This window comes from Bacillus sp. FSL K6-1012 (assembly GCF_037964915.1).
Lineage (GTDB): Bacteria > Bacillota > Bacilli > Bacillales > Bacillaceae > Bacillus > Bacillus halotolerans.
Map to the genome: position 1 here is coordinate 657,158 of NZ_CP150175.1, position 26,332 is coordinate 683,489.

The window sequence follows — 26,332 nt, forward strand, 5'->3', positions numbered from 1 at the left end:
ATTAAAAAGAGAGCCCGTTCCTTATACAAGCAACGGGACACCTTGTATTCTCTTACTTATCTTTGATCTTAATGTTGTATTGTAAAGCGTCGAAAACATTTTTGGCGATTTCAGTATTATCGATTTGGCCGGAAAACTTCTCACTGGACGGTCCGTACGCATAGACAGGAACATCCTCGCCGGTATGTCCGCCTGTTGTCCATCCTGTGTGGGAGCGTTTATTGAAAATCTCCTCAATCGCATTATCGATATCAAGGACTTCCTTCGATTTTGCCGCTTTTTCAACAGATTGAATTTCAGATGCAGTTAAAGCTAATTTCTTTTGATCAATATACGTTTTTAATGTTTTTTCAACATCTGCGCCGCCGGCGATTTTTTCTGCCATAAAGTCAGGCGTGCGTTTTGCCGCTTTAATTGGCTCACTGAACCAGTTGTAAATGCCGTCCGCACCGATGGAGTACCCGCCGGTTGAGTGGTCAGCCGTTGCGACAACCAATGTATGCTTGTCTTTTTTAGCGAAATCGATCGCTGCCTTGTAGGCTTGTTCAAAGTCTTCCATCTCACTCATGGCGCCGACAATATCGTTGTCATGCCCCGCCCAGTCAATCTGGCTTCCTTCAACCATGAGGAAGAAACCGTCTTTGTCCTTGCTTAATTTTTTGAGAGCTGTGTTTGTCATGTCTTTTAATGAAGGAATATCCTTCGTGCGGTCGATCTTTTTAGGCAGGCCGCCGTCAGCGAATAGGCCGAGAACTTGGCTGTCCTTGTTTTTCAGCATGTCCTTGCGGTTATCCACATAGCTGTATCCCGCTTTTTTGAATTCCTTTACCAAATTACGGTCCTTGCGGTCAAAATTGCTTTTTCCACCGCCTAGAAGGACATCAATTTTGTGCTTGCCGTTCACCATTTCATCAAAATAATCGTCTGCAATAGAATTCATGTTTTTCCGGCTGTGATCATGTGAGCCGAAAGAAGCCGGAGTGGCGTGAGTAATCTCTGAAGTGGCGACAAGGCCGGTCGATTTTCCTTTTTCTTTTGCCGCTTCAAGAACTGTTTTGACCTCTGAACCGTCATTATCCACTGCAATTGCATTATTATATGTTTTAACCCCAGCTGACATAGCCGTTGCGGCAGAAGCAGAATCCGTTACATTTTGTTCAGGATCTTCAGGGTAAGTGGTCTGCTGGCCGACAAGGTATTGGTCAAAAGCTGTAGGCTCAACAACCTTTGTCTTTTTATTATCCTTTAAGTAACGATGAGCGGACGTATAAGACACACCCATCCCATCACCGATCAGGACGATGACATTCTTAATTTCGTTTTGATTCCCCTTTTTCTTTTCCTGGGCGCTGGCTTCAGGCACGCTGCCGCTGACTAGGCTGCTGAACGCAATAGATGATAACACCGCAATAGGCAGCAGCTTCTTCGGGAATTTTTTCAACTGAATAACCTCCTAAAAATATGATCCTCAATGACAAACCCATTATATTTTTAAAGTGTTAAGCTAGTATTAATCGATTTTAAAGATTGAATTTACAAGATAACAAGGAAATGAAAAGGCAGTGCCGAAAGTAAATATGATGTGCAAATCTGACCGGCTAGTGATTATGTATGTGACTAGAAGATGTCAATCAATCCCTTGATATAGAACTCAAAAAGAAATCGAGTTTGCTAGAGGTAATATTTCTTACTGAGGGGATATTAAAGGAAAACATGTGACCGGCAATGCACCCGAAGAAGAGAATAGATGTTGAGGTGACAGTATGGAAATAAACGATGTGCTTTACGGCAGGCATCAAATAGACGGAGTACTGGAAGAACTCATAAAAAGCGCGCCCGTGCAAAGATTAAAAGGGGTTTATCAAGGCGGCGCCAGCTTTTTAGTCAATCCAAAGTGGAATGTGACCCGGTATGAGCACTCCATTGGCGTTATGCTTCTAATCAAAAGGCTGGGGGGAACCATAGAAGAGCAGATCGCGGGTCTTCTCCACGATGTGTCGCACACAGCATTTTCTCATGTAATCGATTTTGTATTTGAAAATGAAGCGGAAGATTATCATGAAAACATTTTTCAACAAGTCATTGACCAGTCCGAGATCCCTGGAATTCTAAAAAAACACGGTTATGATGCCGACGATCTTTTATTAAATGATACAAGATGGACACTGCTCGAACAGCCCGCACCGGAGCTGTGTGCTGATCGCATAGACTACACGCTGCGTGACATGTATCAATATGGACAGATCAAGCTCCGCGAAGCAGAAATCTTTTTAGATCGCCTCATTGTGAGAAACGGAAGGGTGTTTCCAGATAGTATCGGAACAGCCGAATGGTTCGTGCGAGTGTATTACAAGGAAGTAATCGATTTCTTTATGCACCCAGTGAATGTATATGGATATGAATACTTAACGCGAACGCTGAAGGCTGCGCTGCAGCACAATGTCATCGCCGCCGAAGATTTGCTGAAAACAGACCAAGAGGTGTTAGACATCCTGCATTCATCAGAAAATGAAGAAGTACGGAGACTGCTTGAAAAAATACATCCTCACATACAAGTAAAAGAGGATGACATTCATTACGATTTTCATCGAAAAAAGAAAATGCGTCTCATCGACCCTTCTGTTTTCCATCATAATGAATGGATCACATCCTCATCAGTATCTCAAAACATCAGAAAAATGGGAGAGACCGCTTATCAGAAAGCAAAAAAAGGCGTGTATGTCAAAGTAATCGAAAACTAACCGAAGCCGCGCAACCGCGGCTTTTATCCACCGCGTTTTATTCTGCGGATCACGGGGAATAGGACAAACAGCAGCATATTTTATGAGAATATCAGCGCATTTACATACCATCCGGGGGTATAGTATTCTTGAAAAGATCATGTTTGACAGGCAGATGTGAAGGCCATTCTGTTTCTGCGGATTACATTCACACCAAAAAATGAAGCAAAGGAGAATGAACATGAAGATTTCGAAAAAGGCACTTGGAATTTTATTGATGTCACTTATTTTTGTTTTATCAGCATGCGGCAATAGCGACAGCAAAAAAGAAAGCACTCATGAAAGTCATTCGGACTCCGGCTCACACGAAGAAATGGATCATTCCGGATCTGCTGAAGTTCCAGAGGGATTAACTGAATCGAAACATCCTAAATATAAAATAGGCAGCCAGGTCATCATCAATGCTTCTCATATGAAAGGTATGAAGGGTGCCGAAGCAACAGTTACAGGCGCATACGATACAACGGCATATGTTGTTTCTTATACACCGACAACCGGAGGACAGCGAGTTGATCATCACAAATGGGTGATCCAAGAAGAGATAAAAGATGCAGGAGATAAACCCCTCAACCCCGGAGATCAGGCGATCTTAGAGGCCTCTCACATGAAAGGCATGAAGGGAGCAACTGCTGAAATCGACTCTGCAGAAAAAACAACGGTATACATGGTGGACTATACATCGAAAACAAGCGGAGAAAAAGTGAAAAACCACAAATGGGTCACCGAAGATGAGCTTTCAGCTAAATAATAAAAAATCCTCCTTTTACAAGGAGGATTTTTTTGCTGTCTGAACAGGTCTTGTTAAAGAAATTAGAGCAAACAGGACAGCGATGATCACAATCGACCCGCCGCACCATGCTGTTGACACCACAGTACCCGTCTGATCCAAAACAACACCGCCAATGGCTGAGCCAAGGGCAATTCCGACTTGGAGGGCCGACGTGTTAAAGCTTTGCTGAATGTCAGACGAATCAGGTGCAATTTCAATTAAATAGCTTTGCTGAGCCGGGGCGAGGCTCCAGCTCAGAAGACCCCAAATCACCATAACAGGCAAAAAGAAAATCATAGACGATGTAGACAGCGGCAGTAAGAACATAATGATGGCAAAGGAACCGGTCACCAGCAAAATGCTCTTAAAGGAACCAAGCCGGTCAGATAGCGCTCCTCCGAAAGGACCTCCGCATACAGCAGATATCCCGAAAAGGAAATAACAAATGCTGACCCAGAAAGAGCTCAGGTGAAGAGTCTCTTCTAAAAACGGCGCAAAGTAAGCGTAAAGCGTGTAATGGCCAGCTAATGTAAACATCGTGACGAGGTGTGAACTCGCGATTTTCAGATTACCGACTGTCTTGAGTTGTTCCCGGAAAGGAATCATTTTCTCCGCTGGTATTCTTTCAAAGAAGATTGAAATAATCAGCATGGAGATCAGCGCCAACAGGCCGATGCCAAGGAACAAAATGCGCCATCCGAAGGAATCGCTGATCAATATTCCAAGCGGCACACCTAATGCGATGGCAGAACTGAATCCCATAAAAATGATGCCGATTGCGCGGGCTCTGTATTCAGGCGCCACAATTTTCGGCGCAATTGTCAAGGAAAGGACCACAATCAGTCCTGTGCTCATCGCCGCCAATACCCTTGATACCATCAGCATCGCAAAGTTAGGGCTGAAATAGGCGACAAGGTTACTTAAAAAGAAAACAAATAACGCAATTAAATATAAACGCTTCCGTTCAACCCTCGCGGTCATTGCCAAAAGCAGCGGCCCTGAAACAGCATATCCCAGCGCAAACACACTGATCAGCTGTCCGGCCGAAACAATGGAAATGTGTAAATCATTTGCGATTTGAGGAAGAATCCCACCCACAATTAACTCAACCAATCCGACTGCAATCGTAGAAGCTGCAAGCAGAAAAACTTTAAAATTCATAACAAACTCCTTTACATAAATTTTTTGACAAATAAAAAAATCCTGATTACAAAAAAAGTGATACACAATTTTTGTAATCAGGATTTTACGGTTCCTGGTAGACACCCTCAATCCATATTATTGAGGTTATACAAGTAAAAATAGCTATTTAATTGATTTAGTTTCCGAGGATGAGTTTAACATATTGTGAGCGAATCTTCCATAGAAAATTTTGATAAATAGTTGAACTGAATAAATATGAGTATATTTATTTTTACAAAAGTATAGACAATTAAAATTAAATGACTATAATAAATTTTGTAAGCGTTTTAAATAAAAGAGGGGGGTCATCCATTGAAGAAAATTTTACTGGCGTGCAGTTCGGGAATGTCCACCAGTTTGTTGGTGACAAAAATGAAAGAATACGCGCAATCCATCGGAGAGGAAGCGGAGATCTGGGCAGTCGGCCAGGATAAAGCGAAAGAAGATATGCAAAAGGCAGATGCGGTTTTAATCGGCCCGCAAATGAGCTTTCTGAAAAGCGAACTGCAAAAAGAAGCCGACCAATACAACATTCGGGTTGAGGTCATTGACATGATGGCTTACGGAATGGCTGATGGCAAAAAAGCTTATGAACAGGCTTTGTCATTAATGGGGCAACAATGATGGAGCAGATAAAAATCACCGATTTAACAGACGAACAAATCAGCTTTCAGCTTATTCTCCACAGCGGCAATGCCCGCAGCTGCATCATTCAATCACTGCGCGCCTACAAGGAAGGAAACAGGGGGGAGGCAGATGCCCTTATTGCCCAGGCTGAGGATGCTCTATCTGCAGCCCATGACATTCACTTTCAAATGATACAGAAAGAATCAAGCGGCGAGGCAGCCAATTTCTCATTGCTGCTTATGCACGCGGAAGATCATCTGATGTCAACATTGACTATGAAAGAATTGGTAAAAGAGCTGCTTGGCATCTTTAAAACAAAGAATATATAAAAATCGGGGTGGATAGGGTGTTCGAGAAAATCAGCCAGTTCCTTGTTCCAATTGCAGGGAGGTTAAATAATAACCGTTATTTGCAGGTGTTGCGCGATGCGTTTATGCTGGCCTTCCCGCTTACGATATTCGGGTCCATTTTTGTGGTGTTAACGAACCTGCCGTTTTTAAATAAAATCATGAATGCTTCAATGCTCACATCGTTTCAGTCCAATTTTGGCATTGCGTCTACGGCGACCATGGGGATTATGTCTGTCTTCGTCGTGTTTGGTATAGGCTATTATCTCTCAAAAAGCTATCAGGTTGAAGCTGTGTTTGGCGGTGCGATCGCTTTGGTTTCCTTTTTGCTGCTGACGCCTTTTATCGTTCAGCCGGAAACAGGAGATGCCATAACCGGAGTCATTCCGGTAGACCGCCTCGGTGCCAAAGGAATGTTTCTGGGTATGATCACGGCATTTCTTTCTGGTGAAATCTACAGAAGAATCGTTCAAAAAAATCTGACGATCAAAATGCCTGCCGGGGTTCCGCCAGCTGTAGCAAAATCATTTGCCGCACTTATTCCGGCTTTTATCACACTGACTGTGTTTTTGCTGATTAACGTTCTGGTCACCCAGCTTTTCAAAACCAACATGCATGATGTCATTTATCATGCGATTCAGGCTCCGCTTGTCGGACTTGGAAGCGGTATCATTCCGACGCTGATTGCTGTATTTTTCATTCAAATTCTATGGTTTTTCGGATTGCATGGGCAAATCATTATCAACTCTGTGATGGACCCGATTTGGAATACACTTCAGGTGGAAAACCTGGCAGCCTACACAGCGGGGAAAGAAGTGCCGCACATCATCTCAAAACCGTTTATGGAGATTTATACAGTGGGGATGGGCGGAACCGGGATGACGCTGGCGATTGTATTTACGATTCTTATATTCATGAAAAGCAGGCAGATGAAGCAAGTATCAAAACTCGGCCTTGCTCCAGGGATTTTTAACGTAAACGAACCGATTATCTTCGGACTTCCGATTGTGATGAATCCAATCATTATCGTGCCTTGGGTGCTGGCACCGATGGTTGTTACGCTCGTCACCTATCTGGCCATGTCAGCAGGGCTCGTTCCGCCGCCGACCGGTGTGACGGTGCCGTGGACGGTTCCATTATTCATTAATGGCATTATGGCGACGAACTCAATCATGGGTGGCGTCATGCAGCTTGTTAATCTATTAATTGTCTTCGTGATATGGTTTCCGTTCCTAAAAGCAATGGATAAATTAAATCTCGCAAAAGAAAAAGAACAGGCTGTTCAGGAAACAGCACAGCAAAATGATAACAGCATCAAAATGTGACATAAGGAGAGAGAGAACTTGACTCAAACAGAACAGTATCGTTTTCCGAAAGATTTTTGGTGGGGATCATCCGCTTCAGCGACACAAACGGAGGGTGCCTCCGATCGAGACGGAAAAGGGAAGAATATTTGGGATTACTGGTTTGAAAAAGAGCCTCATCGCTTTTTTGATCATGTAGGGCCTGCATCCACATCGCAATTTTACGATAACTATAAAGAGGATATCAGGCTGATGAAGGAGCTTGGCCACAACTCGTTCCGTATGTCGATTTCATGGTCACGTTTAATACCGGGCGTAACAGGCGAGATCAACCCTAAAGCAGCGGACTTTTATAACAGCGTCATTGATGAGTTCATAGCTAATGGAATTGAACCCTTTGTCAATTTGTTTCATTTCGATATGCCGATGGAACTTCAAAACATCGGCGGCTGGGCAAACAGAGAAACGGTGGATGCTTATGAAAACTATGCGGGAACGTGCTTTCGTTTGTTTGGCGATCGCGTGAAAAAATGGTTCACGCATAACGAGCCGATCGTACCGGTAGAAGGCGGATATTTATATGATTTTCATTATCCGAACAAGGTAGATTTTAAAGAAGCCGTTCAAGTCGGGTTTCACACCATGTTATCGAGCGCCCGGGCCATTCGGACTTACAGAGAGATGAAGCAGGATGGAAAAATCGGCATCATCTTAAATTTAACCCCATCCTATCCGAGAAGCAGCCACCCGGCGGATGTAAAAGCGGGTGAAATAGCAGATGCGTTCTTTAACCGATCTTTTTTAGACCCTTCTGTAAAAGGCGAGTTTCCAAAAGAACTCTTAGACATTTTAAAAACTGAAGGCTTTATGCCTGAATATGAGAAAGAGGATCTTGAGATCATTAAACAGCATACGGTTGACTTATTAGGTGTGAATTATTATCAGCCGAGACGTGTAAAAGCCAAAGAGCACCTGCCAAATCCGGATGCGCCGTTTTTGCCTGACAGGTATTTCGATCCTTACGTCATGCCGGGCCGCAAAATGAATCCCCACCGAGGCTGGGAGATTTACGAAAAAGGCGTTTATGATATCCTGATCAAATTAAAAGAAAATTACGGGAATATCGAGTGCTTTATTTCTGAAAACGGCATGGGGGTTGAAGGGGAAGAGCGTTTCAGAGACGAGCAGGGTATGATTCAAGATGACTATCGAATTGAATTTATCAAAGAGCACTTAAAATGGATTCACCGCGCTATACAGGAAGGATCAAACGTAAAAGGCTATCACTTATGGACGTTTATGGACAATTGGTCATGGACAAACGCTTATAAAAACCGATACGGATTTGTTTCAGTCAATCTGAAGAAAGACGGAGAAAGAACTGTCAAAAAGAGCGGAAAATGGTTCAAAGAGCTTGCTGAGAAAAATGGTTTTTAGGTTGCTATAGCTAAAAGGTCTTCCGGCGGTCAAAATTCCTAACAGAAACAACAAATAGCCATAACATTGATGAAACAGGGAAAAGAACTTATGATATCCGTAAAGAAGTTTGTTTATTCGATATCAAAATTTTTACTTTTACAGCTGCCGGAGGATACCAATGAATAAATACGAAATCATTGCAAATGAAATGAGAAAACGAATCAAAAATAATGTATATCCCATCGATCAGCCGATTCCCGATGAAGTATCTCTTGCAAAAGAGTTCAATTCAAGCCGCATGACGATGAAAAGAGCTCTAGATAATTTAGTTGCTGAAGGACTGTTATTCAGAAAACGCGGTCACGGAACCTTTATCATCCAATCTGCGATACAGGATGAACATGTCCATGTCGTCAGCAATGAAATCCTCGGACTGACCAATTTGTTAAAAGACAAAAAAATCAAAAGCAAGGTCATTCAGTTCGAGGTGCAATTTCCCACTGAGGAAGTGGCTGCCCATTTATCAATTGATCAGAAAACGCCGGTTTATTATGTTGTACGGCTGCGGATTGTGGAAGGCGAGCCATATGTATTGGAAAAAACATATATGCCGACACACTTAATACCCGGCATTAATGATGAGGTGCTGCACCACTCTATTTATGAACACATTACAAACGGGCTTCAGCTAAAGATTGCCGGAACGCACCGGAAAATCAGAGCCTGTAAATCTGATGAGATGGATCAGCAGCATCTGGGCTGCAAACAGGATGATCCCATTCTTGAAGTTGAGCACGTGGGCTTTTTAGATAACGGTATTCCATTTGAATATTCCTTTTCACGTCATCGGCATGACAAATTTGTCGTCACTTCGGTAAATGTAAGGCGCTGATCGCGGAGATAACAAGGAGGCCATCTGCATGCTTGGCGGTATTGAAGCAGGCGGCACAAAATTTGTATGTGCCGTCGGAACAGAAGATGGAACGATCATTGACAGAATAGAAATACCAACAGCGATGCCGGATGAAACGATAGAGAAAGTCATTCAATATTTTCGCCAATTCTCGCTACAGGCAATCGGCATCGGCTCCTTTGGTCCCGTTGATTTAGATGTAAACAGTAAAACATATGGAACCATTACTGCCACGCCTAAACCAGGCTGGAGGCACTATCCATTCTTGAAAACAATAAAAGAAGAAATGAATATTCCTGTCGGATTCAGTACGGATGTAAACGCTGCGGCGCTCAGTGAATCTCTTTTCGGCGCAGCTAAAGACTTCGACAGCTGCTTATATATCACGGTCGGCACTGGCATTGGTGCAGGCGCGATTATAGAAGGGCGGCTTCTGCAAGGATTATCACATCCTGAAATGGGCCATATCTATATTCGCCGCCATCCGGATGACACGTATCAAGGAAAGTGCCCTTATCATAAGGATTGCTTCGAGGGTCTGGCTTCCGGTCCTGCTATAGAGTCACGATGGGGAAAAAAGGCCGCAGATTTATCACATGTTAATGAGGTCTGGGAACTTGAAGGATATTACATTGCGCAGGCGCTGGCACAATATATCCTCATCCTGGCACCAAAAAAAATGATTCTTGGCGGCGGCGTCATGAATCAGAGTCAGCTGTTCCCTTATATATATCAATATGTACCTAAAATAATGAAAAGCTACTTTAATTTTTCTGAATTATCAGAAATTATAAATGAGTATATTGTAGCTCCCCATTTAGGCAGAAATGCCGGAATCATCGGAACGTTTGTTTTAGCCGATCAGGCATTAAAAGCAGAAGAAGCATCTGGGGAGGTTCCATCATGAAGCATCCTTTATTTTTAGAGCCGATTTTTAAAGAAAGGATATGGGGCGGCACAGCGCTTCGTGATAGATTCGGCTATAGCATCCCTTCAGAAAAAACTGGTGAATGCTGGGCTGTCTCGGCCCATGCCAATGGATCATCGACTGTTCAAAATGGCCGGTTGGCAGGAAAAACCCTAGATCAAGTGTGGAAAGAATGCCCGGAGTTTTTCGGCTTTCCGCAAAGAAGCGTGTTTCCATTATTGGTGAAAGTACTTGATGCCAACATGGACCTCTCTGTACAAGTGCATCCTGATGATCATTATGCCATGGTGCACGAAAACGGAGACCTCGGAAAAACAGAGTGCTGGTATATTATTGATTGCAAAGAAGGGGCAGAACTGATTTTGGGACATCACGCAAGCACGAAGGAAGAATTCAAACAGCTTATAGAAAGCGGTGACTGGAACGGACTGCTTAGGCGCATCAACATAAAGCCAGGAGATTTCTTTTATGTTCCAAGCGGCACGCTGCATGCATTGTGTGAGGGCACCCTCGTCCTTGAAATTCAGCAAAATTCTGATACCACATATCGAGTATACGATTATGATCGCTGTAATGACCATGGCCAAAAAAGGGATCTCCATATAGAAAAAGCTATGGAAGTCGTAAACATACCGCATGCGGATTCTGAACCAATACCGGCGGTGAAAGAAATGAAGGATGCCGTGATTACGTCTTATGTTCAGTCAGATTATTTCTCAGTTTACAAATGGAATGTCAGCGGCAAGCCGGTTTTTCCTTCTCCTCAAACCTATTTGCTATGCAGTGTTGTCGAAGGCTCAGGGATAATAGAAAACAACGGTGTGCAGTATGAATGCAATAAAGGCTCACACTTTATTTTGCCTGCCCATTTTGGCGAGTTTTCAATAGAAGGAACTTGCGAGCTGGTCATATCTCATCCTTCATAAGAACGGAGGAATTTCTGTGTTAAAGAAACCTATCATCTGTTTGTTCATCTTATTTTTATTTGCGCCTGCCGTTTTGGCTGAGCCGATCCAAGCACATACTGTGTCACCTGTTAATCCTAAAGCACAGCAGACAACAAAAGATCTGATGAATTGGCTCGCTCACCTGCCGAATCGTTCTGAAAACAGAGTGCTTTCCGGTGCGTTTGGCGGTTACAGTCATGACACATTCTCCATGGCCGAAGCAGAAAGAATCCGAAGCTCAGCCGGACAATCACCTGCCATTTACGGCTGTGATTACGCGAGGGGATGGCTTGAAACCTCAAACATTGAAGATTCTATAGACGTAAGCTGCAACAGTGATTTAATTTCGTATTGGAAAAGCGGAGGGATTCCGCAGATCAGTCTGCATCTAGCGAATCCTGCTTATCAGTCAGGACACTATAAAACACCGATTACCAACGATCAGTATAAAAAACTGTTAGACTCTTCTACAACAGAGGGGAAGCGGCTGAACGCCATGCTCAGCAAAATTGCTGACGGACTTCAAGAGCTGGAAAAGCAAGGCGTGCCCGTTCTGTTCAGGCCGCTGCATGAGATGAACGGCGAGTGGTTTTGGTGGGGCCTTACGTCATATAATCAAAAGGATGATGAAAGAATCTACTTATATAAACAGCTCTACATCAAAATCTATCATTATATGACTGACGAAAGAGGATTGGATCATTTATTGTGGGTTTACTCTCCCGACGCTAATCGAGATTTTAAAACAGATTTTTACCCTGGAGCTTCATACGTAGATATAGTTGGGTTAGATGCATACTTTCAAGATCCATATTCGATAAGCGGATACGACCAGCTGACAGCTCTTAATAAACCATTTGCCTTCACAGAAGTTGGTCCGCAAACAGCAAACGGCAGCTTTGATTACAGCCTGTTTATGAGTGCGATAAAACAAAAATACCCTAAAACCACTTATTTTCTGGCCTGGAATGATGAATGGAGCCCGGCTGTGAACAGAGGCGCTTCTGCTCTCTACAATGATAGCTGGACATTAAATAAGGGAGAAGTATGGAACGGTGATACGCTAACACCTATAGTTGAATAAAAAACGTTTTACATTAATAAAAGGTTCTCAAGGATATCCTTGAGAACCTTTTGCTCATCAGGCGTTCATATCCCCTAAGCCGGGACTATGTTCATTCGGCATTTCCGGAAGAACCGGAACAGGAAATCCAGCCGGAGGTTCAGTTACTTGCAGCTCGCCGCCATTTCTGCTTGGAGATTTCCCTTGAAAGATCTCTGCAATTCTTGTTTCATCTAATCTAAAGTTAAACTGTACATTATGGTAGCCTAATTCAACATACTTTCTGCACTCTGGATATTTATTAATGTCGTAATTCGGTACTGGAAAAAGCTTAGCCCAGTCAACACCCAAAGTCTCAAGCGCTTTAGCGAAAGCATTTTGATGAGCATTGTCACGAACAATAAGAAAAGCGAGTGTTTCCCGGAACGTCTGATTAGAGCTCATTTCATAAATTCTTGTTTTTTGGAGAACGCCAGTAGACTCAAGCAACAAGTTATCCAACAGGTCAGTGATTAAGTTTCCGTGATTATAAACCCAGGATGCGTTCCAAGGATTGCCGCCCGCATCAACCGGGAGTGAACTCTGTGCGCCAATAATGTAATGATGAGGGTTAGCGTGTTTAACTGCTTCATCAAGGGGGGCGTGGTCTATCCCCTGGCTGCCGACTCCAGCACCGCCTGATTCATCCAATAAAGCATTGATTGTATTTTGCACAAGCTCTACATGGGCAATTTCTTCTAAGAAGATACCGCGCAGCAAATCACGATATTGTTTCTGCTTTCCTCTGAAATTGGAGCTTTGAAAGAAATATTGCATCATTGTACGCATTTCTCCGTAATGTCCGCCTAATATTTCCTGCAGTACTTTAGCTGCGGCCGGATCTGGCTTATCGGGTTTAATGATATTGATTAGTTCTTCTTTGTAGTAAAACATAACACGCCTCTTTTCTTATTTATTTTGTTTTTTATATCATCTGTACAATCAGATAAACTATACGGACTAACCAACAGCTGAAAAGAAAATGAGAAAAATGAAACAAAAACATAGAAAAGTGTTGACCGATAAAAAAACACATGGTATATTATTAAACGTCGCTGATGAACAGCACAGAACAAAATGAAAAACAAAAAAGTTTTTCGGAGGTGTTTACAAACACTTCAGAATGTGTATAATAGATAAAGTCGAATCAAAAAGATTTGAAAAAACATTCGAAAAAACATCTTGACTTTAACATCAATTAATAGTATGATAGTTAAGTCGCTCGATAAGCGCCCGTAGCTCAATTGGATAGAGCGTTTGACTACGGATCAAAAGGTTAGGGGTTCGACTCCTCTCGGGCGCGCCAATATAATATACATGCGGGTGTAGTTTAGTGGTAAAACCTCAGCCTTCCAAGCTGATGTCGTGAGTTCGATTCTCATCACCCGCTCCATTATTTCTTGAATGATCTTTGAAAACTAAACAAGACAAAACGTACCTGTTAATTCAAGTTTTATTATAAATCGCACAGCGATGTGCGTAGTCAGTCAAACTGAGGTCTGCACGATGCAGATCACGCAGATGTTGCCACAGGATGTGGTGAACTTAATCTGCGATCCATTTATCGGAGAGTTTGATCCTGGCTCAGGACGAACGCTGGCGGCGTGCCTAATACATGCAAGTCGAGCGGACAGATGGGAGCTTGCTCCCTGATGTTAGCGGCGGACGGGTGAGTAACACGTGGGTAACCTGCCTGTAAGACTGGGATAACTCCGGGAAACCGGGGCTAATACCGGATGCTTGTTTGAACCGCATGGTTCAAACATAAAAGGTGGCTTCGGCTACCACTTACAGATGGACCCGCGGCGCATTAGCTAGTTGGTGAGGTAATGGCTCACCAAGGCAACGATGCGTAGCCGACCTGAGAGGGTGATCGGCCACACTGGGACTGAGACACGGCCCAGACTCCTACGGGAGGCAGCAGTAGGGAATCTTCCGCAATGGACGAAAGTCTGACGGAGCAACGCCGCGTGAGTGATGAAGGTTTTCGGATCGTAAAGCTCTGTTGTTAGGGAAGAACAAGTACCGTTCGAATAGGGCGGTACCTTGACGGTACCTAACCAGAAAGCCACGGCTAACTACGTGCCAGCAGCCGCGGTAATACGTAGGTGGCAAGCGTTGTCCGGAATTATTGGGCGTAAAGGGCTCGCAGGCGGTTCCTTAAGTCTGATGTGAAAGCCCCCGGCTCAACCGGGGAGGGTCATTGGAAACTGGGGAACTTGAGTGCAGAAGAGGAGAGTGGAATTCCACGTGTAGCGGTGAAATGCGTAGAGATGTGGAGGAACACCAGTGGCGAAGGCGACTCTCTGGTCTGTAACTGACGCTGAGGAGCGAAAGCGTGGGGAGCGAACAGGATTAGATACCCTGGTAGTCCACGCCGTAAACGATGAGTGCTAAGTGTTAGGGGGTTTCCGCCCCTTAGTGCTGCAGCTAACGCATTAAGCACTCCGCCTGGGGAGTACGGTCGCAAGACTGAAACTCAAAGGAATTGACGGGGGCCCGCACAAGCGGTGGAGCATGTGGTTTAATTCGAAGCAACGCGAAGAACCTTACCAGGTCTTGACATCCTCTGACAATCCTAGAGATAGGACGTCCCCTTCGGGGGCAGAGTGACAGGTGGTGCATGGTTGTCGTCAGCTCGTGTCGTGAGATGTTGGGTTAAGTCCCGCAACGAGCGCAACCCTTGATCTTAGTTGCCAGCATTCAGTTGGGCACTCTAAGGTGACTGCCGGTGACAAACCGGAGGAAGGTGGGGATGACGTCAAATCATCATGCCCCTTATGACCTGGGCTACACACGTGCTACAATGGACAGAACAAAGGGCAGCGAAACCGCGAGGTTAAGCCAATCCCACAAATCTGTTCTCAGTTCGGATCGCAGTCTGCAACTCGACTGCGTGAAGCTGGAATCGCTAGTAATCGCGGATCAGCATGCCGCGGTGAATACGTTCCCGGGCCTTGTACACACCGCCCGTCACACCACGAGAGTTTGTAACACCCGAAGTCGGTGAGGTAACCTTTATGGAGCCAGCCGCCGAAGGTGGGACAGATGATTGGGGTGAAGTCGTAACAAGGTAGCCGTATCGGAAGGTGCGGCTGGATCACCTCCTTTCTAAGGATATTTACGGAATATAAGACCTTGGGTCTTATAAACAGAACGTTCCCTGTCTTGTTTAGTTTTGAAGGATCATTCCTTCGAAACGTGTTCTTTGAAAACTAGATAACAGTAGACATCACATTCAATTAGTAACACAAGATATCACATAGTGATTCTTTTTAACGGTTAAGTTAGAAAGGGCGCACGGTGGATGCCTTGGCACTAGGAGCCGATGAAGGACGGGACGAACACCGATATGCTTCGGGGAGCTGTAAGCAAGCTTTGATCCGGAGATTTCCGAATGGGGAAACCCACCACTCGTAATGGAGTGGTATCCATATCTGAATTCATAGGATATGAGAAGGCAGACCCGGGGAACTGAAACATCTAAGTACCCGGAGGAAGAGAAAGCAAATGCGATTCCCTGAGTAGCGGCGAGCGAAACGGGATTAGCCCAAACCAAGAGGCTTGCCTCTTGGGGTTGTAGGACACTCTATACGGAGTTACAAAGGAACGAGGTAGATGAAGAGGTCTGGAAAGGCCCGCCATAGGAGGTAACAGCCCTGTAGTCAAAACTTCGTTCTCTCCAGAGTGGATCCTGAGTACGGCGGAACACGTGAAATTCCGTCGGAATCCGGGAGGACCATCTCCCAAGGCTAAATACTCCCTAGTGACCGATAGTGAACCAGTACCGTGAGGGAAAGGTGAAAAGCACCCCGGAAGGGGAGTGAAAGAGATCCTGAAACCGTGTGCCTACAAGTAGTCAGAGCCCGTTAACGGGTGATGGCGTGCCTTTTGTAGAATGAACCGGCGAGTTACGATCCCGTGCAAGGTTAAGCAGAAGATGCGGAGCCGCAGCGAAAGCGAGTCTGAATAGGGCGCATGAGTACGTGGTCGTAGACCCGAAACCAGGTGATCTACCCATGTCCAGGGTGAAGTTCAGGTAACACTGAATGGAGGCCCGAACCCACGCACGTTGAAAAGTGCGGGGATGAGGTGTGGGTAGGGGTGAAATGCCAATCGAACCTGGAGATAGCTGGTTCTCTCCGAAATAGCTTTAGGGCTAGCCTCAAGGTAAGAGTCTTGGAGGTAGAGCACTGATTGGACTAGGGGCCCCTACCGGGTTACCGAATTCAGTCAAACTCCGAATGCCAATGACTTATCCTTGGGAGTCAGACTGCGAGTGATAAGATCCGTAGTCGAAAGGGAAACAGCCCAGACCGCCAGCTAAGGTCCCAAAGTATACGTTAAGTGGAAAAGGATGTGGAGTTGCTTAGACAACCAGGATGTTGGCTTAGAAGCAGCCACCATTTAAAGAGTGCGTAATAGCTCACTGGTCGAGTGACTCTGCGCCGAAAATGTACCGGGGCTAAACGTATCACCGAAGCTGCGGACTGTTCTTCGAACAGTGGTAGGAGAGCGTTCTAAGGGCTGTGAAGCCAGACCGGAAGGACTGGTGGAGCGCTTAGAAGTGAGAATGCCGGTATGAGTAGCGAAAGAGGGGTGAGAATCCCCTCCACCGAATGCCTAAGGTTTCCTGAGGAAGGCTCGTCCGCTCAGGGTTAGTCGGGACCTAAGCCGAGGCCGAAAGGCGTAGGCGATGGACAACAGGTTGATATTCCTGTACCACCTCCTCACCATTTGAGCAATGGGGGGACGCAGGAGGATAGGGTAAGCGCGGTATTGGATATCCGCGTCCAAGCAGTTAGGCTGGGAAATAGGCAAATCCGTTTCCCATAAGGCTGAGCTGTGATGGCGAGCGAAATATAGTAGCGAAGTTCCTGATTCCACACTGCCAAGAAAAGCCTCTAGCGAGGTGAGAGGTGCCCGTACCGCAAACCGACACAGGTAGGCGAGGAGAGAATCCTAAGGTGATCGAGAGAACTCTCGTTAAGGAACTCGGCAAAATGACCCCGTAACTTCGGGAGAAGGGGTGCTCTGTTAGGGTGCAAGCCCGAGAGAGCCGCAGTGAATAGGCCCAGGCGACTGTTTAGCAAAAACACAGGTCTCTGCGAAGCCGTAAGGCGAAGTATAGGGGCTGACGCCTGCCCGGTGCTGGAAGGTTAAGAGGAGCGCTTAGCGTAAGCGAAGGTGCGAATTGAAGCCCCAGTAAACGGCGGCCGTAACTATAACGGTCCTAAGGTAGCGAAATTCCTTGTCGGGTAAGTTCCGACCCGCACGAAAGGCGCAACGATCTGGGCACTGTCTCAACGAGAGACTCGGTGAAATTATAGTACCTGTGAAGATGCAGGTTACCCGCGACAGGACGGAAAGACCCCGTGGAGCTTTACTGCAGCCTGATATTGAATGTTGGTACAGCTTGTACAGGATAGGTAGGAGCCTTGGAAACCGGAGCGCCAGCTTCGGTGGAGGCATCGGTGGGATACTACCCTGGCTGTATTGACCTTCTAACCCGCCGCCCTTATCGGGCGGGGAGACAGTGTCAGGTGGGCAGTTTGACTGGGGCGGTCGCCTCCTAAAAGGTAACGGAGGCGCCCAAAGGTTCCCTCAGAATGGTTGGAAATCATTCGCAGAGTGTAAAGGCACAAGGGAGCTTGACTGCGAGACCTACAAGTCGAGCAGGGACGAAAGTCGGGCTTAGTGATCCGGTGGTTCCGCATGGAAGGGCCATCGCTCAACGGATAAAAGCTACCCCGGGGATAACAGGCTTATCTCCCCCAAGAGTCCACATCGACGGGGAGGTTTGGCACCTCGATGTCGGCTCATCGCATCCTGGGGCTGTAGTCGGTCCCAAGGGTTGGGCTGTTCGCCCATTAAAGCGGTACGCGAGCTGGGTTCAGAACGTCGTGAGACAGTTCGGTCCCTATCCGTCGCGGGCGCAGGAAATTTGAGAGGAGCTGTCCTTAGTACGAGAGGACCGGGATGGACGCACCGCTGGTGTACCAGTTGTTCTGCCAAGGGCATCGCTGGGTAGCTATGTGCGGACGGGATAAGTGCTGAAAGCATCTAAGCATGAAGCCCCCCTCAAGATGAGATTTCCCATTCCGCAAGGAAGTAAGATCCCTGAAAGATGATCAGGTTGATAGGTCTGAGGTGGAAGTGTGGCGACACATGGAGCTGACAGATACTAATCGATCGAGGACTTAACCTAATTTCTAATGATGTCACACCTGTTATCTAGTTTTGAGAGAACACTCTCAAATTGTTTGGTGGCGATAGCGAAGAGGTCACACCCGTTCCCATGCCGAACACGGAAGTTAAGCTCTTCAGCGCCGATGGTAGTCGGGGGTTTCCCCCTGTGAGAGTAGGACGCCGCCAAGCAGTTTTATCATAATTATATCGTCGCGGGGTGGAGCAGTTCGGTAGCTCGTCGGGCTCATAACCCGAAGGTCGCAGGTTCAAATCCTGCCCCCGCAACCAAATTAAAATGGTCCGGTAGTTCAGTTGGTTAGAATGCCTGCCTGTCACGCAGGAGGTCGCGGGTTCGAGTCCCGTCCGGACCGCCATTTATTGTAAACGAAACGATCATGTTTTCGTTTTTTTTGTGTTTTCTTTTATTACATCTTTTGCTTGGTATGATAGCCAAGCTTTCTTTATATCGGCAACATCTTGGATATTTCACCATAATCCGATACACTAGATACAGTACATATAAAACATAATCAGACCAAAAGGAGGTTTGGTTAATGGATGAGTTTGATTTAATTAATAGTATTACTCCGCGAACCATTCACCATTCTTCCGTTGATGTAGGAATTGGAGACGATGCGGCTCTTTACACAGCGAAAAACGGTGTGCAGGAAATTGTCTGTGTCGATACAATGGTAGAGGACGTGCATTTTAAATTGAGCTATTCTTCGCCGGAGGACATTGGATATAAGGCGTTGGCTATAAATATAAGTGATATTGCCGCAATGGGAGGTATTCCTAAGTTTTATTTAGTGTCTCTTGCGGTGCCTTCAAAATGGACGGCATCAGAAATCAAGGAAATGTATGAAGGAATGAATGAACTGGCGAAACTATACTGTATGGACCTGATTGGCGGTGATACAGTTTCTACTAACGATAAACTAGTCGTCACAGTGACTGTGATTGGGGAAGTTGAAAAGGGACGTGCCTGTTTGCGCAGTTTGGCAAAGCCGAATGATATTGTCTTTGTCACTGGTGAAATCGGTTCTTCTGCCGCTGGACTTTCATTGCTGCTAAAAGAGACCTCCCAACCGGAAACATCATTTGAAACAGATTACTTTATCAATAGGCATAAACGACCTCACCCAAGAGTGAGTGTTGGCAGACTATGCTCGAACGCTCAGCGTGTGGCTCTTAATGATATTAGTGACGGATTGGCAAGTGAATTGCATGAAATTGCTGAATCCAGCTCTGTTTCAATAGAAATTGACGAGAGCCTTCTTCCAGTTCATCCGGACTTGCCTAAGTTAAATTCCAAATGGAAGGAATGGGCTTTGTTTGGCGGAGAGGATTTTGAGCTGACTGGGACGATCTCAAAGGAAGACTGGGAAGTGTTACAGCAGGAGTGCAGCAGACTTCAACTGCCAATTACAAAGATTGGATGTGTCCGTGAAAAGACAGAATCCAATGTCGTATTAAAGACAGATGAAGAAACAATGACTTTAGAGAAAAAAGGATATAATCATTTTAAATAAGACGGGTGACTTGTGTGAAGCAATTAAAATGGAGAACTGTAAATCCTGAAGAAACAAAAGCGATTGCTAAGCTGACTGCATCGTTTTCAAAGCCAGGGGACGTCCTGACATTAGAGGGCGATTTAGGAGCTGGGAAAACAACCTTTACAAAAGGTTTTGCTGAAGGACTCGGAATTACACGTGTTGTAAACAGTCCGACGTTTACGATCATAAAAGAATATAACGATGGTTCACTTCCTCTTTATCATATGGATGTATACAGAATGGAAGACGAGAGTGAAGATTTAGGACTTGATGAATATTTTCATGGACAAGGTGTCTGCTTAGTGGAATGGGCGCATTTAATTGAAGAGCAGCTTCCGCAGGAGCGACTGCAAATTGTCATTAAAAGAGCTGGTGATGATGAAAGAGAGATCACCTTTACAGCTGTGGGGAATCGGTATGAAATGCTTTGTGAGGAGATAAGTAGACATGACAATATTAGCAATTGATACATCGAATTATACTTTAGGCATAGCGCTGCTTCGGGATAACACTGTCATAGCAGAATACATGACATATTTAAAAAAGAATCACTCTGTGAGAGCGATGCCTGCTGTTCATTCTTTGCTGAATGATTGTGATACAACCCCGCAGGATCTTTCTAAAATTGTTGTCGCAAAAGGTCCTGGCTCGTACACAGGGGTGAGAATCGGTGTAACCATTGCCAAAACACTTGCCTGGTCTTTAAACATTCCGATTTCTGCTGTTTCAAGTCTTGAAGCGCTCGCGGCAAATGGACGTCACTTTGACGGTCTGATCAGCCCTATATTTGATGCGAGACGCGGACAGGTGTATACAGGTCTTTATGAATATAAAAACGGGCTTTTAGAACAGGCTGTGCCGGATCAAAATGTGATGCTGACAGAGTGGCTGGAGATGCTAAAAGAGAAAGATCGCCCTGTTTTGTTTTTAGGACATGATACATCCATACACAAGGAGACGATACTGGATGTATTAGGAACAAAAGGAATCATAGGGTCTGCGGTTCAGCATAATCCCCGCCCTTCAGAATTGGCTTACTTGGGTGCGGATAGGGAAGCTGCTGATATTCACGGGCTTGTGCCGGATTATTTGCGGCTTGCAGAAGCTGAAGCGAAATGGATTGAAAGTCAAAAGTAGGGTGATAGGATGAAAACAAAAGCAGCAGTCAGAAAAATGCAGCTTGATGATGTTGATCACGTATACGAAATTGAAACATCCTCCTTTACGTCTCCCTGGACGAAGGATTCGTTTTATCATGAATTGCTTGAAAATCCGTATGCCCACTATCTCGTGATTGAAAAGGACGATTGTATCGCGGGTTATTGCGGGATTTGGATTGTGATGGACGACGCCCAAATCACAAATATAGCGATTAAACCAGAGTATAGGGGCCAGTCTTTAGGAGAAGCACTTTTTCGTTCAGCTCTCGAGCTTTGTAAAGAAAAAGAGGCGAGGCGGCTTTCGCTTGAAGTGAGGGTTTCCAATCACCCTGCTCAAAGTTTATATAAAAAGTTCGGGATGCAGCCCGGCGGAATAAGAAAGAACTATTATACTGATAACGGGGAAGATGCGTTAATTATGTGGGTGACGATAAATGAATGAGCAAAAAGATCTTTATATATTAGGAATCGAAACGAGCTGCGATGAAACGGCAGCAGCTATTGTCAAAAACGGAACAGAAATCGTCTCGAACGTTGTGGCCTCTCAAATTGAAAGCCATAAACGATTCGGAGGGGTTGTGCCGGAAATAGCATCAAGACATCATGTGGAGCAAATCACTTTAGTGATCGAAGAGGCTTTCCGTAAAGCAGACATGACATATCGTGACATAGATGCGATTGCAGTTACTGAAGGCCCGGGATTGGTGGGAGCACTGCTAATCGGGGTAAACGCCGCTAAAGCATTGAGCTTTGCGCATCATATTCCGTTAGTTGGAGTCCATCATATAGCGGGCCATATCTACGCAAACCGTTTGGTAGAAGAGATTGTTTTTCCAGCGCTTGCATTGGTCGTTTCCGGCGGCCATACGGAATTGGTTTATATGAAAGAACACGGTTCATTTGAAGTAATCGGGGAAACACTCGATGACGCAGCAGGGGAAGCTTATGACAAAGTGGCGAGAACAATGGGTCTCCCGTATCCAGGCGGACCGCAGATTGACAAGCTTGCGGAATCAGGGAATGACACTATTCCTCTGCCTCGCGCATGGCTTGAAGAAGGTTCTTATAATTTCAGCTTCAGCGGGCTGAAATCAGCTGTGATCAATACGCTTCATAACGCGGCTCAAAAAGGACAGGAAATTGCGCCGGAAGATCTTTCTGCCAGTTTTCAGAATAGCGTCATTGATGTCTTAGTGACAAAAACGGCACGCGCTGCAAAAGAATATGGTGTCAAACAGGTTCTTTTGGCCGGCGGAGTAGCTGCAAACAGAGGACTCAGAGCTGCGTTACAGAAGGAATTTTCCCAGCATGAGGGGACGGCGCTCATCATTCCTCCGCTATCCTTATGTACGGATAATGCTGCAATGATTGCTGCGGCCGGTACAATTGCTTTTGAAAAAGGGATTCGCGGATCATATGATATGAATGGCCAGCCTGGTCTTGAACTGACTTCTTACCAGGGTCTCACGACATAATGGCGTGAGGCTTTTTTATTGTTATTAACAGATAATTCTCAATTTATCCACATATCTGTGAGCAATTATAGAGATATAGATGGATAAAGAGGTTGAGAGGCTGTTAATAAAGTGGATAAATTCAGAATATTTTGTGGATACTGTGTATAAACCGCTTTCTTCGTTTGCTTATAAGGGTATTTTCTGTGGATAAAAAGCACCTCTAAAAAAGAGGTGCTTGACTTTTTTAATCTTCTTCTGTGGATAGTTCTTCCCATTCTGATAATAGGTTTTCCAATTCTTGATTGAGTTTCTCGTTGTCAGCGTGGATGGCTTGTACCTTTTCGTGGTCCTGATATACTTCCGGATCACAAAGTAATTCATCATTGTGACTGATTTTTTCTTCTATGGTTTGAACTGTCGTTTCAATTTCTTCTATGCGTCTGAGTCGTTGTCGTTCTTTCTTTTTCCATTCTTTTTCTTCCTCATAAGAACGTTTAGAGTCGGATTTCATTGCAACCGTGGCTTTTTCAGTTTCCTCTTGCTGTTTCATTTTCTCCAATTCCAGCTGCTGTGTTTTTTTCTCTGTATAATAATCGTAATCTCCGAGATATTCTTCAATATGGTTTGGAGAAAGCTCATATACCCTTGTTGCGATTCTGTTAATAAAATATCTGTCATGTGAGACAAATAACAATGTGCCCGGATAATCGATCAAGGCGTTTTCGAGAACTTCTTTGCTGTCTAAGTCAAGATGGTTCGTCGGCTCATCAAGAATGAGAAAGTTAGCTTTTTGCAGCATCAGCTTGGCCAGGGCCACTCTTGCTTTTTCGCCTCCGCTTAGGGAATGGACGGGTTTAAGCACATCATCCCCGGAGAATAAGAAATTTCCGAGGCACGTTCTAATTTCTTTCTCTTGAAGCTCCGGATACTCGTCCCACAGCTCATCAATGACGCGTTTAGAGGAAGTCAGCTCAGCCTGTTCCTGGTCATAGTAACCGACACTGACATTTGAACCGTACGCTATTGTTCCTTGATCCGGCTTCAATGTGTTTATTAATGTTTTCAGCAGGGTTGATTTTCCGATTCCGTTGGGACCTACAAGAGCGGCGCTTTCTCCTCTTGTAAGCCTAAACGACACATCTGTCAGAAGCGGAGGCTGGTTTTCATAGCTGATGGTCAGATCCTGAACCCGCAGGACCTCGTTCCCGCTCTGTTTTGTAATATTGAAATGAAAATTTGCTGATTTTTCGTCGCCGAGCGGTTTTGACATGACGTCCATCCGTTCAAGCTGTTTCCGGCGGCTTTGTGCTCTTTTTGTCGTTGAGGCTCTCGCCAGATTTCGGTCTACAAAGTCCTGCAGCTTGGCGATTTCATCCTGCTGTTTTTCATACAGCTTAAGATCCTTTTCATATTGGGCAGCTTTTTGGTCTAGATAAGCGCTGTAGTTGCCGTGATACTTTTTGCTTTCTGATCTTGATACCTCGTACACCTGGTTCACCACTTTGTCTAAAAAGTAGCGGTCGTGAGAAACAATCAGAATCGCGCCTGAATAGCCTTGTAAATAATGTTCAAGCCAGGTCAGCGTATCAATGTCCAGATGGTTGGTCGGCTCATCTAGAATGAGAAGGTCAGGCTGTGTTAACAGAAGCTTACCCAAGGCAAGTCTTGTTTTCTGACCTCCGCTCAGGCTTTGCACCTGTGTTGAATCGTCAAAATGGCTGAAGCCGAGACCGTGCAGCACAGATCTGACATCTGCTTCATATTGATAGCCGCCTTTATCTTTAAATTCCTGCTGAAGGCGGTCGTAGGTTTTCATGATGCTTTCCAGTTCACTTGGGTCAGCTGCCGCCATTTTTTCTTCTATGTTTCGCATTTCTTTTTCCATTGCTTTTAAGTGATCAAAAACAGTCAGCAGCTCTTCTTTTATGGTAAGCTTAGAATCCAAGCCGGTATGCTGGGCCAAATAGCCCATTGTGATATCTTTCGGCTTGATCATTTCACCCTTTTCATATGAAAGGTGACCTGCGATAATTTTAAGGAGTGTAGATTTCCCAGCGCCGTTTCTTCCTACAATTGCGACGCGATCACGGTTTCTGACTTCCAGCTTTATATTGTTTAAAATAGTATCAGCACCAAATGATTTGGAAAGCTGATTAATTTGTAAGATCATCATATTATTTCACCTCTGCTATAATAAGTTAAGTGTAGCTTATGAACCAGAACTCAGCAAACAATACATTGGCCGAATAAGACATAGAGAAGAAAATAGTGTATGATCTGTTTAAGGAGAGTTTTTACTATGAATGGATTTTCTCATTTTAATGAACAGGGCAGAGCCCAGATGGTGGATATCAGCGAAAAATCTTCGACTGTCCGTACTGCGGCGGCTGTATCAAGCGTACACATGAAGAGTGAAGTGTACGAGAAAATAAAAAGCCATGATATCGGCAAAGGAGATGTACTTGCTGTCGCTCAGGTGGCGGGTATTATGGCTGCGAAACAAACATCAAATATCATCCCGATGTGCCATCCGCTATCCTTGAGCGGGGTCGATATTTCGTTTGACTGGAAAATAAAAGAAACAGAAGTTATACTTCATATAAAAGCACAGGTCAAAACGAAAGGGAGTACAGGTGTGGAAATGGAAGCGCTAACTTCTGCATCGGTATGTGCCCTTACTGTTTACGATATGTGCAAGGCGCTTGATAAGGGGATGGTCATCGGCCCTACCTGCTTGCTGGAAAAGACAGGCGGAAAAAACGGTGACTTTAAAAGAGAACTATCCGAGTATAATTTGGAGGACCAAAAATGAATAAGGATCAATCAAAAATTCCGCAGGCGACGGCAAAACGGCTGCCGCTTTATTATCGCTTTTTAAAGAATCTGCATGCGTCAGGAAAACAGCGTGTATCATCCGCTGAACTCAGCGATGCCGTAAAGGTTGATTCTGCCACGATTCGCAGGGATTTTTCCTATTTTGGAGCTCTTGGCAAAAAAGGATACGGATATAATGTCGATTATTTGCTGTCATTTTTCCGAAAAACGCTGGATCAGGATGAAATGACAGACGTTATCCTGATTGGTGTCGGAAACTTAGGAACAGCGTTTCTTCACTATAATTTCACAAAAAATAATAACACAAAAATTTCTATGGCTTTTGATATAAATGAGAGTAAAATAGGAACTGAGGTAGGCGGTGTGCCCGTCTTTAACCTCGATGATCTTGAAAAGCATGTAAAAGGCGAATCAGTTGCCATTTTGACAGTGCCCGCAGTTGCGGCCCAATCGATTACCGACAGATTGGTTGCGTTAGGGATCAAGGGTATTCTTAATTTTACGCCGGCCCGTTTGAATGTGCCGGAACACATTCGAATTCATCATATAGATTTAGCTGTAGAGCTTCAGTCACTGGTTTATTTCTTGAAGCATTATTCTGTTTTAGAGGAAATCGAGTAACCGGAAAGGAGGAGCCCAAATATGCCGATCGGTCCTGGAAGCCTTGCTGTTATCGCAATCGTTGCTCTGATTATCTTTGGCCCCAAAAAGCTGCCTGAGTTGGGAAAAGCGGCTGGAGACACACTTCGTGAATTCAAAAACGCTACTAAAGGATTAGCGAGTGATGATGAGGAAAAAAAGAAAGAGAATCAGTAAG

22 protein-coding genes, 4 tRNA genes, 3 rRNA genes and 1 riboswitch are annotated in these 26,332 nt (G+C 44.9%); of the genes, 25 read left to right on the forward strand and 4 right to left on the reverse strand.

All coding sequences use genetic code 11. The features are described 5' to 3' along the window. Positions 1–52: 52 nt before the first annotated feature. The gene (phoB, locus tag NSS75_RS03460) at positions 53–1,441 is read right to left on the reverse strand and encodes an alkaline phosphatase PhoB (RefSeq protein WP_095714196.1); all 1,389 of its coding nucleotides are present in this window, start codon (positions 1,439–1,441) and stop codon (positions 53–55) included. Between the two features lie 322 nt (positions 1,442–1,763). Here phoB and NSS75_RS03465 point away from each other — a divergent pair, with 322 nt between their 5' ends. Together NSS75_RS03465 and NSS75_RS03470 are read left to right on the forward strand one after the other, a co-directional pair. Continuing rightward, a complete protein-coding gene (locus NSS75_RS03465) occupies positions 1,764–2,741 on the forward strand; it encodes an HD domain-containing protein (protein ID WP_339235961.1) in 978 nt (325 codons plus the stop codon). Between the two features lie 220 nt (positions 2,742–2,961). After that, the gene (locus NSS75_RS03470) at positions 2,962–3,528 is read left to right on the forward strand and encodes a YdhK family protein (RefSeq protein WP_216394943.1); all 567 of its coding nucleotides are present in this window, start codon (positions 2,962–2,964) and stop codon (positions 3,526–3,528) included. Between the two features lie 15 nt (positions 3,529–3,543). Here the strand turns inward: NSS75_RS03470 and pbuE are convergent, their stop codons facing one another. Beyond that, positions 3,544–4,710 (reverse strand): purine transporter PbuE, encoded by a 1,167-nt coding sequence (gene pbuE / locus NSS75_RS03475; RefSeq protein ID WP_151174784.1) that lies wholly within the window; start codon positions 4,708–4,710, stop codon positions 3,544–3,546. A 54-nt stretch (positions 4,711–4,764) separates the two neighbouring features. Continuing rightward, positions 4,765–4,864, reverse strand: a riboswitch (purine riboswitch). Between the two features lie 179 nt (positions 4,865–5,043). On the opposite strand from pbuE, the gene NSS75_RS03480 reads away from it, so the two are divergent. The 8 genes from NSS75_RS03480 to NSS75_RS03515 all read left to right on the forward strand — a co-directional run bounded on the left by NSS75_RS03480 (position 5,044) and on the right by NSS75_RS03515 (position 12,300). Continuing rightward, complete coding sequence (locus NSS75_RS03480) at positions 5,044–5,355, forward strand: PTS sugar transporter subunit IIB (RefSeq protein ID WP_024120394.1); 312 nt, start codon at positions 5,044–5,046, stop codon at positions 5,353–5,355. Next, positions 5,355–5,687 carry a PTS lactose/cellobiose transporter subunit IIA gene (locus tag NSS75_RS03485; protein WP_024120395.1) on the forward strand — a complete coding sequence of 111 codons (333 nt, stop codon included), beginning with the start codon at positions 5,355–5,357 and terminating at the stop codon, positions 5,685–5,687. The genes NSS75_RS03480 and NSS75_RS03485 overlap by 1 nt, the downstream gene beginning before the upstream one ends. A gap of 17 nt (positions 5,688–5,704) precedes the next feature. Next, a complete protein-coding gene (gene celB / locus NSS75_RS03490) occupies positions 5,705–7,030 on the forward strand; it encodes a PTS cellobiose transporter subunit IIC (protein WP_024120396.1) in 1,326 nt (441 codons plus the stop codon). A gap of 18 nt (positions 7,031–7,048) precedes the next feature. Beyond that, positions 7,049–8,446 (forward strand): glycoside hydrolase family 1 protein, encoded by a 1,398-nt coding sequence (locus tag NSS75_RS03495; protein WP_339235967.1) that lies wholly within the window; start codon positions 7,049–7,051, stop codon positions 8,444–8,446. 160 nt (positions 8,447–8,606) lie between these two features. Further along, positions 8,607–9,320, forward strand: coding sequence for a transcriptional regulator GmuR (gmuR, locus tag NSS75_RS03500; protein ID WP_024120398.1), 714 nt, complete (start codon positions 8,607–8,609; stop codon positions 9,318–9,320). Between the two features lie 28 nt (positions 9,321–9,348). Then, positions 9,349–10,248 carry an ROK family protein gene (locus NSS75_RS03505; protein WP_185848232.1) on the forward strand — a complete coding sequence of 300 codons (900 nt, stop codon included), beginning with the start codon at positions 9,349–9,351 and terminating at the stop codon, positions 10,246–10,248. After that, positions 10,245–11,195: a mannose-6-phosphate isomerase, class I gene (gene manA, locus NSS75_RS03510; protein WP_101861412.1), complete on the forward strand. Its 951-nt coding sequence runs from the start codon at positions 10,245–10,247 to the stop codon at positions 11,193–11,195. Before NSS75_RS03505 ends, manA begins: the two co-directional genes overlap by 4 nt. Positions 11,196–11,211: 16 nt before the next feature. Then, positions 11,212–12,300, forward strand: a complete 1,089-nt coding sequence (locus NSS75_RS03515) for a glycoside hydrolase family 26 protein (protein ID WP_024120401.1) — start codon at positions 11,212–11,214, stop codon at positions 12,298–12,300. Positions 12,301–12,357: 57 nt separating this feature from the next. Here NSS75_RS03515 and NSS75_RS03520 read toward each other — a convergent pair whose 3' ends face one another. Next, positions 12,358–13,212: a manganese catalase family protein gene (locus tag NSS75_RS03520; protein WP_024120402.1), complete on the reverse strand. Its 855-nt coding sequence runs from the start codon at positions 13,210–13,212 to the stop codon at positions 12,358–12,360. Between the two features lie 335 nt (positions 13,213–13,547). Here NSS75_RS03520 and NSS75_RS03525 point away from each other — a divergent pair. The 12 genes from NSS75_RS03525 to tsaD all read left to right on the forward strand — a co-directional run bounded on the left by NSS75_RS03525 (position 13,548) and on the right by tsaD (position 22,698). Then, positions 13,548–13,624 (forward strand) — tRNA-Arg (locus NSS75_RS03525). A 13-nt stretch (positions 13,625–13,637) separates the two neighbouring features. After that, positions 13,638–13,711 (forward strand) — tRNA-Gly (locus NSS75_RS03530). A 168-nt stretch (positions 13,712–13,879) separates the two neighbouring features. Then, positions 13,880–15,429, forward strand: a 16S ribosomal RNA gene (locus tag NSS75_RS03535). 169 nt (positions 15,430–15,598) lie between these two features. Then, a 23S ribosomal RNA gene (locus NSS75_RS03540) occupies positions 15,599–18,526 on the forward strand. 54 nt (positions 18,527–18,580) lie between these two features. Further along, positions 18,581–18,696 (forward strand): 5S ribosomal RNA (gene rrf, locus NSS75_RS03545). The 16S, 23S and 5S rRNA genes sit together here with 4 tRNA genes alongside, the layout of an rRNA operon. A gap of 22 nt (positions 18,697–18,718) precedes the next feature. After that, a tRNA-Met gene (locus tag NSS75_RS03550) sits at positions 18,719–18,795 on the forward strand. Between the two features lie 9 nt (positions 18,796–18,804). Continuing rightward, positions 18,805–18,881, forward strand: a tRNA-Asp gene (locus NSS75_RS03555). Between the two features lie 180 nt (positions 18,882–19,061). After that, entirely contained in the window at positions 19,062–20,039 is a 978-nt protein-coding gene (gene thiL, locus NSS75_RS03560; protein WP_024120403.1) for a thiamine-phosphate kinase, read from the forward strand. A 14-nt stretch (positions 20,040–20,053) separates the two neighbouring features. After that, positions 20,054–20,530: a tRNA (adenosine(37)-N6)-threonylcarbamoyltransferase complex ATPase subunit type 1 TsaE gene (gene tsaE / locus NSS75_RS03565; RefSeq protein ID WP_044152848.1), complete on the forward strand. Its 477-nt coding sequence runs from the start codon at positions 20,054–20,056 to the stop codon at positions 20,528–20,530. After that, positions 20,511–21,200, forward strand: a complete 690-nt coding sequence (gene tsaB / locus NSS75_RS03570; RefSeq protein WP_024120405.1) for a tRNA (adenosine(37)-N6)-threonylcarbamoyltransferase complex dimerization subunit type 1 TsaB — start codon at positions 20,511–20,513, stop codon at positions 21,198–21,200. Before tsaE ends, tsaB begins: the two co-directional genes overlap by 20 nt. A 9-nt stretch (positions 21,201–21,209) precedes the next feature. Continuing rightward, positions 21,210–21,665: a ribosomal protein S18-alanine N-acetyltransferase gene (gene rimI / locus NSS75_RS03575; RefSeq protein ID WP_024120406.1), complete on the forward strand. Its 456-nt coding sequence runs from the start codon at positions 21,210–21,212 to the stop codon at positions 21,663–21,665. Further along, positions 21,658–22,698, forward strand: coding sequence for a tRNA (adenosine(37)-N6)-threonylcarbamoyltransferase complex transferase subunit TsaD (gene tsaD / locus NSS75_RS03580; RefSeq protein WP_059335927.1), 1,041 nt, complete (start codon positions 21,658–21,660; stop codon positions 22,696–22,698). Before rimI ends, tsaD begins: the two co-directional genes overlap by 8 nt. Before the next feature lie 226 nt (positions 22,699–22,924). On the opposite strand, the gene NSS75_RS03585 is transcribed toward tsaD, so the two are convergent. Beyond that, positions 22,925–24,853 (reverse strand): ABC-F family ATP-binding cassette domain-containing protein, encoded by a 1,929-nt coding sequence (locus NSS75_RS03585; RefSeq protein ID WP_339235977.1) that lies wholly within the window; start codon positions 24,851–24,853, stop codon positions 22,925–22,927. Between the two features lie 126 nt (positions 24,854–24,979). On the opposite strand from NSS75_RS03585, the gene moaC reads away from it, so the two are divergent. The 3 genes from moaC to tatAY are packed head-to-tail and all read left to right on the forward strand — an operon-like array spanning position 24,980 to position 26,331. Beyond that, positions 24,980–25,492, forward strand: a complete 513-nt coding sequence (gene moaC / locus NSS75_RS03590) for a cyclic pyranopterin monophosphate synthase MoaC (protein WP_010333208.1) — start codon at positions 24,980–24,982, stop codon at positions 25,490–25,492. Continuing rightward, positions 25,489–26,136 (forward strand): redox-sensing transcriptional repressor Rex, encoded by a 648-nt coding sequence (locus tag NSS75_RS03595; protein ID WP_010333209.1) that lies wholly within the window; start codon positions 25,489–25,491, stop codon positions 26,134–26,136. Before moaC ends, NSS75_RS03595 begins: the two co-directional genes overlap by 4 nt. Positions 26,137–26,157: 21 nt before the next feature. After that, on the forward strand, positions 26,158–26,331 hold the full coding sequence (gene tatAY / locus NSS75_RS03600; RefSeq protein WP_010333210.1) for a sec-independent protein translocase protein TatAY: 174 nt from the start codon (positions 26,158–26,160) through the stop codon (positions 26,329–26,331). Position 26,332 lies beyond the last annotated feature (1 nt).